The organism is Arthrobacter sp. Soc17.1.1.1 (assembly GCF_036867195.1).
Lineage (GTDB): Bacteria > Actinomycetota > Actinomycetes > Actinomycetales > Micrococcaceae > Arthrobacter_D.
In genome coordinates, this window is sequence record NZ_JBAJII010000001.1 from 2546346 (window position 1) to 2558629 (window position 12284).

The 12284-nt window shown below is 71.6% G+C and carries 13 protein-coding genes and 1 other RNA gene; 8 read left to right on the forward strand and 6 right to left on the reverse strand.

The window, feature by feature from the left end; genetic code table 11:
• The first annotated feature begins 36 nt into the window (after positions 1–36).
• The 8 genes from V6S67_RS11815 to V6S67_RS11850 all read left to right on the forward strand — a co-directional run bounded on the left by V6S67_RS11815 (position 37) and on the right by V6S67_RS11850 (position 6654).
• Entirely contained in the window at positions 37–240 is a 204-nt protein-coding gene (locus tag V6S67_RS11815) for a cold-shock protein (RefSeq protein ID WP_043446208.1), read from the forward strand.
• 139 nt (positions 241–379) lie between these two features.
• Positions 380–1189, forward strand: coding sequence for a histidinol-phosphatase (gene hisN / locus V6S67_RS11820; RefSeq protein ID WP_104049636.1), 810 nt, complete (start codon positions 380–382; stop codon positions 1187–1189).
• The gene (locus tag V6S67_RS11825; protein ID WP_334210427.1) at positions 1176–1964 is read left to right on the forward strand and encodes a class I SAM-dependent methyltransferase; all 789 of its coding nucleotides are present in this window, start codon (positions 1176–1178) and stop codon (positions 1962–1964) included. The genes hisN and V6S67_RS11825 overlap by 14 nt, the downstream gene beginning before the upstream one ends.
• Before the next feature lie 31 nt (positions 1965–1995).
• Positions 1996–2919 carry a metal ABC transporter substrate-binding protein gene (locus tag V6S67_RS11830; protein WP_334210428.1) on the forward strand — a complete coding sequence of 308 codons (924 nt, stop codon included), beginning with the start codon at positions 1996–1998 and terminating at the stop codon, positions 2917–2919.
• Positions 2916–3710 (forward strand): metal ABC transporter ATP-binding protein, encoded by a 795-nt coding sequence (locus tag V6S67_RS11835; RefSeq protein ID WP_334210429.1) that lies wholly within the window; start codon positions 2916–2918, stop codon positions 3708–3710. Before V6S67_RS11830 ends, V6S67_RS11835 begins: the two co-directional genes overlap by 4 nt.
• 1 nt (position 3711) lies before the next feature.
• Entirely contained in the window at positions 3712–4605 is an 894-nt protein-coding gene (locus tag V6S67_RS11840) for a metal ABC transporter permease (RefSeq protein ID WP_334210430.1), read from the forward strand.
• Positions 4605–5381 (forward strand): metal-dependent transcriptional regulator, encoded by a 777-nt coding sequence (locus V6S67_RS11845; protein ID WP_334210431.1) that lies wholly within the window; start codon positions 4605–4607, stop codon positions 5379–5381. The genes V6S67_RS11840 and V6S67_RS11845 overlap by 1 nt, the downstream gene beginning before the upstream one ends.
• A gap of 178 nt (positions 5382–5559) precedes the next feature.
• Positions 5560–6654 (forward strand): carboxylate-amine ligase, encoded by a 1095-nt coding sequence (locus V6S67_RS11850; protein ID WP_334210432.1) that lies wholly within the window; start codon positions 5560–5562, stop codon positions 6652–6654.
• An 84-nt stretch (positions 6655–6738) separates the two neighbouring features.
• Here V6S67_RS11850 and V6S67_RS11855 read toward each other — a convergent pair whose 3' ends face one another.
• The 6 genes from V6S67_RS11855 to V6S67_RS11880 all read right to left on the reverse strand — a co-directional run bounded on the left by V6S67_RS11855 (position 6739) and on the right by V6S67_RS11880 (position 12284).
• Positions 6739–8880, reverse strand: a complete 2142-nt coding sequence (locus V6S67_RS11855; RefSeq protein WP_334210433.1) for an alpha-galactosidase — start codon at positions 8878–8880, stop codon at positions 6739–6741.
• A gap of 40 nt (positions 8881–8920) precedes the next feature.
• Positions 8921–9148, reverse strand: coding sequence for a hypothetical protein (locus V6S67_RS11860; RefSeq protein ID WP_334210434.1), 228 nt, complete (start codon positions 9146–9148; stop codon positions 8921–8923).
• A 134-nt stretch (positions 9149–9282) separates the two neighbouring features.
• Positions 9283–9650: a transfer-messenger RNA gene (gene ssrA, locus V6S67_RS11865) on the reverse strand.
• Between the two features lie 155 nt (positions 9651–9805).
• Positions 9806–10180 (reverse strand): hypothetical protein, encoded by a 375-nt coding sequence (locus tag V6S67_RS11870; protein WP_334210435.1) that lies wholly within the window; start codon positions 10178–10180, stop codon positions 9806–9808.
• A complete protein-coding gene (smpB, locus tag V6S67_RS11875; protein WP_334210436.1) occupies positions 10177–10650 on the reverse strand; it encodes an SsrA-binding protein SmpB in 474 nt (157 codons plus the stop codon). Before smpB ends, V6S67_RS11870 begins: the two co-directional genes overlap by 4 nt.
• A 71-nt stretch (positions 10651–10721) precedes the next feature.
• Entirely contained in the window at positions 10722–12284 is a 1563-nt protein-coding gene (locus tag V6S67_RS11880) for a peptidoglycan DD-metalloendopeptidase family protein (protein WP_334210437.1), read from the reverse strand.

Sequence of the window (12284 nt, forward strand, 5' to 3'; positions counted from 1 at the left end):
ATCGTCGGGACGCTCTCCCAGGTAAGGATGTACGACATGGCTACTGGCACAGTGAAATGGTTCAACGCCGAAAAGGGCTTCGGCTTCATCGCTCCCGAGGACGGCGGCGCTGACGTGTTCGCCCACTTCTCCGCGATCAACTCGAACGGCTACCGTTCCCTCGAAGAGAACCAGAAGGTCAACTTCGAGACCACCCAGGGCCCCAAGGGTCCCCAGGCCGAGAACATCACCGTTCTCTGATCCCCTCCCGTGCCGCAGTGCGGCGACGGACCGGAAGCCACCGTGCGGCGCGAGCCCGCGGTGGCTTTCCGCTGTCCGGGCACACCCGCCCCGTACCGGCAGCGCATGATGTGCCCGCCCAGAGGATAGGTTGATCGGTATGAGTTTCACGCAGGGCTACAACGACGACCTCCGTCTCGCCCACATCATGGCCGATTCGGTGGACGACCAGACCATGGCCCGCTTCAAGGCGCTCGACCTGCGCGTCGAGACCAAGCCGGACCTCACCCCCGTGACGGACGCCGACAAGAGCGCCGAGGAGGCCATCCGCGGCCAGCTCTCCCGGGCCAGGCCGCGGGACGCGGTGCTCGGCGAGGAGTTCGGCAGCACCGGCTCGGGCTCGCGCCGCTGGGTCATCGACCCCATCGACGGGACCAAGAACTTCGTGCGCGGCGTGCCCGTGTGGGCGACCCTCATCTCCCTGATCGACGACGGCCGGCCGGTCGTCGGCCTGGTCAGCGCGCCGGCACTCGGGAAGCGGTGGTGGGCGGCGCAGGGCACCGGTGCCTACACCGGGAAGTCGCTCGCCGCCGCGCAGCGCCTCCGCGTCTCCAACGTCTCCCGGCTCGCGGACGCCTCGCTGTCCTACTCCAGCCTCTCCGGCTGGCGCGAGCGCGGCGCCCTGGCGGAGTTCGTCAACCTGACCGACCGCGTGTGGCGCACCCGCGCCTACGGCGACTTCTGGTCCTACTGCCTCGTGGCCGAGGGTTCCGTCGACATCGCGTGCGAGCCGGAGCTCAACCTGCACGACATGGCAGCGCTCGTGCCCATCGTGACCGAGGCCGGCGGCCGGTTCACGTCGCTCGACGGCGAGGACGGCCCCTTCGGCGGCAACGCCCTCGCGACCAACGGGTCCCTGCACAGCGAGGTCCTGCGGACCCTCAACCCGGACGTGGATGACCTCCTATAGCAGCCCGCGCGGCTCGCAGGGCGGACCACGCCTCGCCGGGCAGCGCCGCCGCGAGCTGGCGGACGCCTACCTCTCCGGTGCGGGACGGTACGACCGCGTGCGGCCCGGCTATCCCGCCGCCGTGGCCGACTGGGTCGTCCCCCCGCAGGCCTGCAGGGCTGCCGATATCGGTGCCGGGACCGGGATCTTCACCGCCCTCCTGGTGGACCGCGCCCTCGAGGTGACCGCGGTCGATCCGTCCGAGGACATGCTGGCCGTCCTGGCGACGAGACTGCCCGGCGTGCCCGCCCTCCCCGGCACCGCCGAGCACTCCCCCCTGCCGGACGCCTCCGTCGACCTCCTCACGCTCGCCCAGACCTGGCACTGGTGCGACCACCCGGCGGCGGTCCGCGAAGCCGCCCGCGTGCTGACGCCCGGCGGCCGGCTCGCGCTGCTGTGGAACCAGCTCGACGTCTCCCTGCCCTGGGTGCACCGCCTGTCCCGCATCATGCACGCCGGCGACGTGTTCTCCCCCGCGTACCGCCCGACGTTCGGGCCGTCCTTCGGGCCCCCGGAGGACTTCCTCGTGCACTGGTCGCAGGAGCTCACCGTTCCCGCCCTCCTGGACCTGGCCCGCTCCCGCAGCCACTACCGGCGCGCCTCGCCCATCGGACGCGCCCGCGTCGAGACCAACCTGCGCTGGTACCTCACCGAGTACCTCGCGTTCCCGCCCGATGCCGTGGTGCGGCTCCCCTACTACACCCACGCCTGGCGGGCCCAGCTGCTCCCGCGCTAGATTTCGGCATGCCTAAAGGCTAGTTTGAGGTATGCCTCGGAATCTGCCCGGCGGGTCCGCCCCTGCACGCATCGCGCAGTGCCTGGTCCTCCTCGCCGTGCTCGGCGGATGCGTCGCCTCCCCCGGGCGCCAGGCGCCGGAGGACGACCGGCCACTCGTCCTGACCACCTTCTCGGTGCTCGCGGATCTGGCCGGTGAGGTCGCCGGCGGGCACGTGCGCGTCGAGTCCATCACGAAGGTCGGAGCGGAGATCCACGGGTACGAGCCGACGCCGTCCGACCTCGTCCGGGCGCAGGACGCCGATCTCATCCTCGACAACGGGCTCGGGCTCGAGCGGTGGTTCGAGCGCTTCCTCACCGCCGTCGACGCGCCGCACGTGGTCCTGTCCGACGGCGTGGAGCCCGTGGACATCCGCTCGGGCGACTACAGCGGGCACGCGAACCCGCATGCCTGGATGTCCCCGCTCGCCGCGCAGGTCTACGTGGACAACACCGTGGAGGCCCTCTCCGGGCTCGCTCCCGAGCATGCCGCCGACTTCGAGGCGAACGGACGGCGGCTGAAGGACGAGCTGGCGGAACTGCTGGCCGCCTTCCGCGCCGACATCGCCGGCGTCGCCACACCGGCCCTGGTGACCTGCGAGGGGGCGTTCTCCTACCTCGCCCGCGACACCGGACTCGCGGAGGCGTTCATCTGGCCCGTGAACGCCGACTCCGAGGGGACTCCCCGCCAGATCCGCGACGTCATCGGTTTCGTCGAGGACCGCGGGGTACGGACGCTCTTCTGCGAGTCGACGGTCAACGCCTCCGCGCAGGAGCAGGTGGCCCTCGCCACCGGCGCGGACCTCGGCGGCACGCTCTACGTGGACTCGCTCTCCGGACCCGACGGACCCGTGCCCACGTTCGTCGACCTCATCCGCTACGACCTCGAGACCATCGCGGAGGGGATCACACGATGACCACCGACCTGCAGCCCGGTGCCGCGGTGCTGGACGTCCGGCACCTCACCGTCCGCTACGACGAGGTGCACGCGCTCGACGACGTCTCGCTCACGCTGGCGGCCGGCAGGATCTGCGGGCTCATCGGCGTGAACGGCTCCGGGAAGTCGACCCTGTTCAAGGCCCTCATGGGGCTCCTGGTCCCGCGCGAGGGCAGCGTCGAGCTCTTCGGGACGACCACCACGCAGGCGCGGAAGCGGGGGCTCGTCGCCTACATGCCGCAGGCCGAGGAGGTCGACTGGACCTTCCCGGTCTCGGTCTCCGACGTCGTCGCGATGGGACTGTACGGGCGGCTGGGCGCCGCCCGCCGCCTCGGGGCCGCCGACCGCGCAGCGGTGGGCGACGCCCTGGAACGGGTGGGCCTCACCGCACTGCGCAGACGGCAGATCGGCCAGCTGTCCGGCGGCCAGCGCAAGCGGGTGTTCATCGCCCGGAGCATCGCGCAGGACGCCCGGCTGCTCCTGCTCGACGAGCCGTTCGCGGGCGTCGACCAGGCCAGCGAGCGTACGATGACGGACCTCCTGAAGGCCCTCCGCGACGAGGGCCGGTCGGTGCTCGTCTCGACCCACGATCTCGCCGGGGTCCCCGCCCTGTGCGACGAGGCGGTCCTCCTGCACCGGCGCGTCCTGGCATCGGGTGACCCGGCGCAGGTGCTCACCCACGGCAACCTCGCGCGGGCCTTCGGATCCGCACCCGCGGACCCCGCGGACCCCACCCCGGCTGCGGCGTCGCGCTCCGACGGCGGTTTCTGACATGGACGTCCTCACCTTCCTCCTCGAACCGCTGCAGTACGGTTTCCTCACGCGGGCCCTCGCCGTGACGGTGGCCGCGGCCGTGGTGGCCGCCGTCCTCTCGTGCTGGCTGATCCTCATGGGCTGGTCGCTCATGGGCGACGCCGTCTCGCACGCCGTCCTCCCGGGCGTGGCCCTCGCCTACATCCTGGGGATCCCGTTCTCCATCGGCGCGTTCGTCTTCGGCGCGGGGGCGGTCGCGCTCATCGGGGTGGTCCGCTCCACCACGAAGCTGAAGGCCGACACCGTGATCGGCGTGGTCTTCACGGCGCTCTTCGCGGCGGGCCTCGCCATCGTCTCGGCGACGCCGTCCCAGATCGACCTCATGCACATCCTGTTCGGCAACGTCCTCGGGGTGTCCGCAGCCGATGTGTGGCAGGTGCTGGTCCTCGGCGCCGTGACCCTCGCCGTCCTGCTGTTCAAGCGGCGCGACCTCACCCTCCTCGCCTTCGACCGCACGCACGCCCACGTGATCGGGCTCAACATCCGGCTGCTGTCCGCCCTGCTGCTGGGGCTGCTCGCGCTCACCGTCGTCGTCGGGCTGCAGGCCGTCGGCATCATCCTCGTGGTGGCCATGCTCATCACCCCCGGTGCCACGGCCTTCCTGCTGTCCCGCAGCTTCGACCGCATGCTCGCCATCGCCGTCGTCCTCACCGTGGCGGCGTCCGTGGCCGGGATCTACGCGAGCTACTACCTGGACATCTCCACCGGCGCGGCGGTGGTGCTGTGCCAGGCGCTCGTGTTCGCCGCCGTCTACCTCTTCGCCCGGCCGGACGGCATCCTCTGGCGGGCCCGACGGCGCTCCCGGGTGCGCTCCCGGGTGCGCAGCGGTCCGGCGGCCCGGACGGAGGCCTGATGGCGGGCCGCAGGGGCGCCGTCCTCAGCATCGAATCGACCAGCGTGCAGGACTACGTGAAGGCCGTCTACGCCTTCACCGAGTGGCAGGACACCGCCATGACCGCCACGCACCTGGCGGCGCGCCTGTCCGTCGCCAACTCCTCGGTGACGGGAATGGTCGCGAAGCTCGTGGATCTCGGCCTCGCGGACCACCGGAAGTACGGCCCCATCGCCCTCACCCCGTCGGGCCGGACGCTCGCCCTCGCGATGGTGAGGCGGCACCGGCTCATCGAGACCTTCCTCGTCACCGAGCTCGGCTACGGCTGGGACGAGGTGCACGACGAGGCCGAGCTCCTCGAGCACACCGTCTCCGACGCCTTCATCGAACGCCTCGATGCGAAGCTCGGCCGCCCGCGGCGCGACCCCCACGGGGACCCCATCCCGGCCGCCGACGGCACCGTCGAGTATCCGCCGGCGTACCGCCTCGACGGCGTCGACGACGGGCACGCGGGCCGACTGGTGCGGGTCAGCGACGAGGACCCCGACGTCCTGCGCCTCCTCGACCGCCACGGCATCGGGCTCGACGCCGAGCTGCGCCTGGGACGCCCTGGTGCCGGTCCCCTGCTGGAGCTGCACGTCGCCGCTCCCGGCGACGGAGGGAACGCCGGGGACACTGGCCCGGATGCCGCGGCGCCCGTGCCGCGGACGCTGACCGTCGACACCGCCCTCGCCCGCGCCCTGTGGATCGCGACGACCGTCCCCCACGAGGGGTGCACCGCCGGCGCGCCGCGGTGACCCGCCCGGCCGGCTGCGCGCCGGCCGTCGGACGCGCCACGGCACCCGCGCGCTCGCCCCTGGGCCGCGCCCGCTCCTAGACTGATCGGGATGCGCGCCTGCCGCGCACCGCCCTGTTCCCGCAGCGTTCCCACCCTGTTCCAGATGCCCCGTTCCCGACACCCTGATGGAGTCCCCTATGACCACGCTCGGACTTGAGGAGGAGTACCTGCTCCTCGACCCGGTGTCCGGACTGCCCGCCCACCACGCGGCGGGGGTGCAGGCACTGCTCGAGGCCGTGCCGGAGATCGGCGACGACGAGATCCAGCGCGAGCTCCTGTCCTGCCAGATCGAGACGGCGACCCCCGTGTGCGAGACGCTGGCGCAGGCCGAGGACTCCCTGCTGACCTTCCGCAGGACGTTCGCCGACGCCGCGGCACAGGTCGGGACCGTCGGCGCCGCCACCGGGACGGCGCCCTGGATCCCGCAGGCCTATCCGGAGCTGACGGACAAGCAGCGCTACGAGGATCTGCGCGCCACCGCTCCGGGCATCGTGGGCGACCAGTTCGTCAACGGCCTGCACGTGCACGTCGGCGTGCCGGACAAGGAGCGCGGCGTCCAGGCCCTGAACCGGATCCGCCCCTGGATCCCGCTGCTGACGGCCCTCGGGGTGAATTCGCCGTACTGGCTCGGCCGGGACAGCGGGTTCGGCAGCTGGCGGGTCGTCCACTACCGGCGGTGGGCCGTCCAGGGCGTGGCGCCCTGGTTCGCCGACGCCGCCGACTACGAGCGACGCATCACCGCCCTCAGCGCGACGGGTGCGATCCTCGATCGCGGGGTGCTGACGTGGGTGGCCCGGCTCTCCGACCGTTACCCGACCCTGGAGCTGAGGGCCTGCGACGTGCAGCTCGAGGCCGGGGACGCCGTGCTGCTCGGGGCGCTGACGCGGGCGCTCGTCGTCACAGCCCTGCACGACGCCGAGGAGGACACCGAGCCCCTCGTGCCGGACCCGGAACTGCTCGACGCCGCGCTCTGGCAGGGTGCGCGGGACGGCATGGAACACCATCTCGTGGACCTCGCCACCGCGGAACCCGTGCCCGCGCGGCAGCACCTCGAGGCCTTCCTCGATCACGTCGGCGCCGCCCTCGAGGCCGAGGGCGACACCGGGCAGGTGCGGGACGCTCTGGCGGCCGCGGCGGAACGCGGCACGGGCGCCGAGCGCCAGCGCCGGGCCATGCGCGACGGCGGCCTGGACGCGCTCCTGTCGCTGTACGGCAGCACCCTCACCGCCTGACGCAAGCCGGCTGACCGGGGCCGGCTGACCGAGGACGCGCGGGCGCGGCCGGCGTCCGGCCCGCCCCAGCCCCACCACGTCGCCTCAGCCGGCGGCGTGGAACTCGATCAGCAGCGTCTGCTCGGGCAGCAGCACGGGCGCCTGGAGCCCTGCCTGGGCCAGGACCCGACCGGGCAGCCGGAGCGGCGCGCCGTCGAGGGCCGCCTGCAGCCAGGCGAGCGGCGACTGCCCGTTGCCGGGGTGCCCCTCCTCCGGGACGGCCGGCCGCACGGTGTACAGCGTGTCCGGCTCGAGGCCGGGGAACGTCAGGGGCCCCGGCGGGTAGCTCGCGCTCGAGGCCGTCAGCGAATAGCCGAAGAGCGCCCGGCGGCGGTCCTCCGACACCACGCCGCGCAGGTCCATCGCCGGATCGGTGAGGTCCGCGTGGAGGACGGTGCCGCGGTGCAGGTCCCGGCGCCACGACCGGTGCAGCTCCACGTACCGGCCGAGGACCGCGTACTCCTCGTCCGTGAGATCGGAGATGTCCCACTCGATGCCGTAGTGCCCGAAGACGGCCGTGCCGGCGCGGAAGGGCAGGGTGTGCGCCCTGCCGGTCGAGTGCGAGACCGGCCCGCCGACGTGCATCCCCATGAGCTCGGGGGGCACCACGAGGCCCGTGTACTTCTGGTTGACGAGCCGCTCGATCGGGTCGATGCAGTCGCTCGTCCAGATGCGGTCCGTGCGTGCGAGGATGCCGAGGTCCACGCGGGCACCACCGGAGGCGCAGCTCTCGATCTCGAGGCCGGGGTGGCGCTGCCGCAGCTCGTCGAGCAGCCGGTAGAGCGCCAGGACGTGGCGGTGCACGGCGGCCTGCCCGGTGCGCGCATCGGCGGCCTCGAGCAGGTCGCGGTTGTGGTCCCACTTCACGTAGGCGATGTCGTTGGCCGTCAGGATGTCGTCGAGGCGTTCGAGGATGTACGCGTAGGCGTCGGGATTCCCGAGGTTCAGGACCTGCTGCTGCCGGCCCGGCAGGGGCAGCCGACCCTCGGGCTGCAGGATCCACTCCGGGTGGGCCCGCGCGAGGTCGGAGTCGGGGTTGACCATCTCGGGTTCGAACCAGAGCCCGAACTCCATGCCCAGCCCGCGCACGTGGTCGATGATCGGTGCCAGCCCGTCCGGCCAGACGGTCTCGTCCACGTACCAGTCGCCGAGGCTCGACGTGTCGTCCCGCCGCCCGCGGAACCAGCCGTCGTCGAGCACGAACCGTTCGACGCCGAGGGACGCCGCCCGGTCGGCCAGCGCCAGCAGGCGCGGGAGATCCAAGTCGAAGTACACGGCCTCCCAGGTGTTGAGCGTCACGGGGCGGGGCCGCTGCGGATGCGACGTCCTCGCGCGGAGATCCCGGTGGAAGCGTCCCGAGAGTTCGTTCAGCCCCTCACCCCAGGAGCCGACGGCCTCCGGCGTGGCATAGCTCTCCCCCGGCGCGAGCACGACCTCGCGGGGCGAGAGCACCTCGCCCGCCGCGAGGAACGCAGCCCCCGCGGGGGTCTTCTCCACGAGGACCTGCTGGTTGCCGCTCCATGCCAGGTGTACGCCCTGCACGCGGCCGTGCTCGAAGCCGAAGCCGGCGGCGCCCGCCGCGAGCAGCACGGTGGCGTCCGCCCCGGGCCGACCGCGCCGGCTCGTCCGCGCATAGGTGCCCGCGGTGAGGGCGTGCCGCTGGGGGGACCGCTCGCGGAGGTGGCGGCCGGTGGTGTCCAGCACCTCGGCGGCGGTGTGGTGGAGCGGGAAGAAGAGGTGGAGCGAGCGCACCTCGTAGTCGTCGTCGCCCGTGTTGGTGAGCACCAGGCGCTGGGTCAGCAGGCCCGACGCCGAGAGGCCCACATGTGCGGTCAGCGCGAGCCCGGCGTCGTCGTCGCGCGCCTCGATGACGGCGGTCGCCGCTCCGGGCGGACAGTCGACCGAGACGACGGTGAAGCGCGGATGGAGGTGGGATCCCGAGCGGTCCCCGGTCAGGCCGGGTGTGCCCTGCCAGCCCGCGGATTCGAGCGGCACGAGGGTGAGGCGCGCCGGGACGTCGATGCCCCCGGAGACGCGCTGCGGCTGCTGCGCCGCGGCGAGGGTCGCGAGGTCCCCTGCGTCACCGAGGTCGGGGCCCCAGTACGTGAGGGCCGGCAGTCCGTGCGGATGGGGCTCGAGCACCACGCTGGTGCCTCCGCGTGAGAGGTGGAGGGGTTCGAAGGTCATTGCTTATTTTTATCGTGTAACTAACTGTTGCGGCAACACGCTATCGCGGGCGGGTGTCCCGCCGCAGCAGACCGATGATGAGGCACAGCAGGCCGAGCAGGAGCGGCACCAGGGTGAGCAGGGTGTGGGTGCCGCCGAGATAGCTCATGACGAAGATGTAGACGAACGTGCCGCCCACGAGGATCCAGCCGAGCACGATCAGAGCACGTCCCCTGTGAGGCGGCGGCAGTGGCGGGAGCCACGGCGGCGGCCGGTCGGTCCAGCTCATTGCCCCAGTGTAGTTCGCGCTCCGGGCCCGGGAACGACCGCTCGGGACCGGGGCGACCGCTCGGGACCAGGGCGACCGCTCGGGCCCGGGAACGACGAAGCGCCCCGCCGGATCCCGGTGGAGCGCTTGGTCGGTGGTGGAGATGGCGGGAATTGAACCCGCGTCCGATGCAGTGTTGTCAGGGCTTCTCCGGGCGCAGTTCGCGTCGGTTTTTCTCGGCTTCAGCCATCGTGCGAACGAGTGGCTGCCAAGCCCAGTTGTATAAGAGTCCCCCCGATCCCTACAACGAGGATCGGGAGCAGTGGCCCTCTAAATGACGCCAGGATCCGGGGCGAGAGCAAACCCGGGCTGACGGACTAGTCAGGCTGCTTAGGCAGCGAGAGCGAAGTCAGTGCGCTTTTGTTCGGCACTTATTGTTTTACAAGGAGCGTTTACGAGATAACCCTGTATCCTCGGCCCGCTTCCCCTGTCGCGACTAACATCGTCGAAACCTGTCATCCCCATGTTCAGTTATCAAGTGATCCCTGTGCCGGGGGGGCCCACCGGCCCGTCCGACTCCAGCAGTCTACCGCACCTGCGGGGCCGCCCGGGAAGGCTTCGCCGAGGGAGAACGACGGCGGCCCGGCCGGCCGGCGTGAGACGCGGGACGGCGGCAGCCTAGTCGGCCAGCGTGAGACCCAGGACGACGACGGGCGACTGCCAGAGCCGCACGACGACGAACGCCAGCGTGACGAAGGCGATGCCGAGGGCGGCCAGCGCGGTGGTCGCCGCCTGCTTGCGGCGGAAGCTCCACCAGAAGATGGCGATGTTGAGCACCAGCAGCACGGGCGAGATCCAGACGAGGAGCTGCGCGAAGAACACGTAGACGAGGAAGACGAACGGGATGAGCGAGAGGATCCCGACCGGCACCACGGCGAGCAGGATGATCAGGTCGACGAGCGCCCCGCCGGTGACCCACCAGGGCCGCCGGTACGCCAGTTCGGAGACCTCGGGTTCCTCGTCCTCCTGGGCCTCCCAGAAGACGTCGCTCACGCGCCGAGGTTCTTCTCGCGCATGGCGCGCAGCGCCTCCCGGTTGTCCTGCTTCTCGCGCAGGGTCTGGCGCTTGTCGTAGTCCCGCTTGCCGCGGGCGACGGCGATCTCCACCTTGGCCCGTCCGTTGAGGAAGTACAGCTGCAGGGGGACGAGGGTGAAGCCCGACTCCCGGATCTTCTGCGAGATCTTGGTCAGTTCCTCGCGGTGCAGGAGCAGCTTCCTGCGGCGGCGGGCGGCGTGGTTGGTCCAGCTGCCCTGCGAGTACTCCGAGATGTGGATGCCCTCGAGCCAGAGTTCGTTGCCGTAGAAGACGGCGTAGCCGTCGATCAGCGAGGCGCGTCCGGCGCGCAGGGATTTCACCTCGGTGCCCATGAGCGCGATGCCCGCCTCGTACGTGTCGAGCACGGCGTAGTCGTGAAAGGCCTTCCGATTGGTGGCCACGACTTTCCGGCCACTTTCCTTCGGCACGGCGACTCTCCTTCGTACGACACTGCTGCGGACGGCGGTCCGCGGGTGGACAGTGCCTTCCATCCTACGACCTAGAACAAACCGATCGGATCCACGAGGGTGCCGTTGAGCATCGTCTCGAAGTGCAGGTGGCAGCCGGTCGAGTTGCCGGTGGTCCCGGTGTAGCCGATCAGCTGGCCGGCGCTCACGCGCTGGCCGGGCGACACCAGGTAGCTCGTCAGGTGGTAGAAGTTGGTCGCGAGGGCGTTGCCGCCGACCACGCCGTGGTTGAGGACGATCCTGTTCCCGGCGCCCGGCAGCACGTTGGAGTCCGCGTACCAGACCTCGCCGGCCGCGGGGGCGTAGAGCGGGGTGCCGCAGCCCACGCCGTAGTCGATCCCGGTGTGCATGTACCCGCCGGTGCCGTTGAAGTCGATGGTGCCCACCGGTGTGGGACGGAACCCGAAGCCCGAGCTGATCGGGGCGCTGACGGGGGCCCTGAGGCCGAAGGAGCTGGGACCGGCCGGGGCCGGCACGGGCGCCACCGGGATGACGGGAGCGACCGGCGCGACCGCCTGTGGCTGCACGGGGGCAGGGGCCGGGCGGTTGGCGGCCTCCGCCTCGGCGGCCCGTCGCGCCGTCTCGGCTGCTGCCGCGGCCTCCGCCTCGGCCTGGCGCCGGGCCTGCTCGGCAGCGGCGGCGGCTTCGGCCTCGGCGCGGAGGCGCTCCTGCTCGGCCTTCTGCCGTGCCTCCTCCGCCTTGCGGGCCTCCTCGATCTGGCGGCGCTGGCGTTCGGCGAGATCGGCGTTGACCTGCTGCTGGGCCTTCTCGACGCCGGCAAGCTTCGCCTCGATGACGGGCTTCTGCGCCTGGAGCTTCTCGGACAGTGCCGAGGTGTCCGCGACGAGCCGGTCCACCTTCCCCTTCTCGGCGGCGGCGGCGTCCCGTGCGGACTGCTCCGCCGCGAGGGCGGCGTCGGCCTTGTCCTTCAGCTTGGAGATCTCCGCCTCCACCGCGACGAGGCGCGCCTGGCTGTTGGCATTCGTGGCGTTCTGCTCCGAGAGGCGCTCCATGGCGGCGTTCTGGCTGCGCAGGGCCTGGTCCACGAGGTCCATGGACTCCGTGAAGTCCTCGACGTCGTCGGCCCCCAGCAGCAGGGACACGTTGGTGGGGACCCCGCCGTTCTTGTACGCCTCGGTCGCGATCTGGCCGATGACCTCGCGGGTCGCGTCCATCTGCTGCTGGTCGGCGCGGAGTTCGTCAGAGATCTTGTTCTTCGTCTCCTGCGCCAGCTCGACGCGGACCGCCAGGGCCTCGGCCTCACCGGCGGCGGTCTCGACCTTGCCCTGGGCGTCGGCGAGTGCCTGCTGGGCGGCGGGGAGCTGGCCCTGGTACGTCTTCAGGGTCCCGATGGTCTCGGCGATGTCGGAGTCGAGGTACTCCATCGACTGCTGCACCTCGGTGATCTCCTTCTCGAGGGCACTCTTGCGGTCGTCGAGTTCGTCGGCCACGACCGGCGTCGAACCGAGGGCGAGCGCGACGACGAGGGCGATGGAGCTGCCCGCCGTCGCGCGGACCACGAAGGCCCGCCTGTCCTGCCGGGCCCACCAGGAGGATCCTGATGGGCGCACGTGTCCCCTGGCGCTGAGCGGCAT

Excerpts from the sequence above, each read along its gene's own strand:
- V6S67_RS11880 (WP_334210437.1), bottom strand. The coding sequence starts at position 12,284 with ATGCCGCTCAGCGCCAGGGGACACGTGCGCCCATCAGGATCCTCCTGG.
- V6S67_RS11825 (WP_334210427.1), top strand. The coding sequence starts at position 1,176 with ATGACCTCCTATAGCAGCCCGCGCGGCTCGCAGGGCGGACCACGCCTC.
- hisN (WP_104049636.1), top strand. The coding sequence starts at position 380 with ATGAGTTTCACGCAGGGCTACAACGACGACCTCCGTCTCGCCCACATC.
- V6S67_RS11840 (WP_334210430.1), top strand. The coding sequence starts at position 3,712 with ATGGACGTCCTCACCTTCCTCCTCGAACCGCTGCAGTACGGTTTCCTC.
- V6S67_RS11860 (WP_334210434.1), bottom strand. The coding sequence starts at position 9,148 with ATGAGCTGGACCGACCGGCCGCCGCCGTGGCTCCCGCCACTGCCGCCG.
- V6S67_RS11855 (WP_334210433.1), bottom strand. The coding sequence starts at position 8,880 with ATGACCTTCGAACCCCTCCACCTCTCACGCGGAGGCACCAGCGTGGTG.
- V6S67_RS11815 (WP_043446208.1), top strand. The coding sequence starts at position 37 with ATGGCTACTGGCACAGTGAAATGGTTCAACGCCGAAAAGGGCTTCGGC.
- V6S67_RS11830 (WP_334210428.1), top strand. The coding sequence starts at position 1,996 with ATGCCTCGGAATCTGCCCGGCGGGTCCGCCCCTGCACGCATCGCGCAG.
- V6S67_RS11845 (WP_334210431.1), top strand. The coding sequence starts at position 4,605 with ATGGCGGGCCGCAGGGGCGCCGTCCTCAGCATCGAATCGACCAGCGTG.
- V6S67_RS11835 (WP_334210429.1), top strand. The coding sequence starts at position 2,916 with ATGACCACCGACCTGCAGCCCGGTGCCGCGGTGCTGGACGTCCGGCAC.
- V6S67_RS11850 (WP_334210432.1), top strand. The coding sequence starts at position 5,560 with ATGACCACGCTCGGACTTGAGGAGGAGTACCTGCTCCTCGACCCGGTG.